Annotated in this window: 1 protein-coding gene; it reads left to right on the forward strand. The window is 45.5% G+C overall.

Annotated elements, in window-relative coordinates:
• Positions 1-361: MarR family transcriptional regulator (locus R7Q48_RS31285; RefSeq protein WP_318134330.1), on the forward strand; the 361-nt coding region annotated here is incomplete at its 5' end.
• Positions 362-512: the final 151 nt, after the last annotated feature.

Below are 512 nucleotides of genomic sequence, written 5' to 3' on the forward strand. Positions count from 1 at the left end.
TTCTTGGGAACAGTCAGTCGTAAAAGAAACCGGCTACTCTTTGGCCCAAGTCCATACTATTGAAGTGCTGGGCGGCCATGGTGCGCTGCGCATGAAAGAACTGGCGGAAAAGTTAGGCATCACGACCGGAACGTTAACGGTACAAATCGAAAAGTTAGTGAACGCGAACTTGATAGAACGTTGCCCTCATCCGGAAGATCGCCGTGCTATCGTTGTGAGGCTCACACCAGAAGGTGAGAAAATTCATCGCCATCATAACCAGTTGCACCTTGATCTTGTGCGTGATCTTACTCGTCATATTGAGCCAGAGCAGCAATCAACCTTTCTATCGTGTTTGGAAAAAATGAACCGGGAATTCTAGGTTTCATCCGAGTTACGGCCAAATAAACAATGAAAAGCAGAACTCACATCGAGTTCTGCTTTTTTGTATTTATGGGTTTAGAAACCAGCTTTCTAACGGTAACTGAGTAAATGCGTAAGTCACACCAACACAAAATGCAGCGCCCGTAATG

The organism is Vibrio sp. 378 (assembly GCF_033339435.1).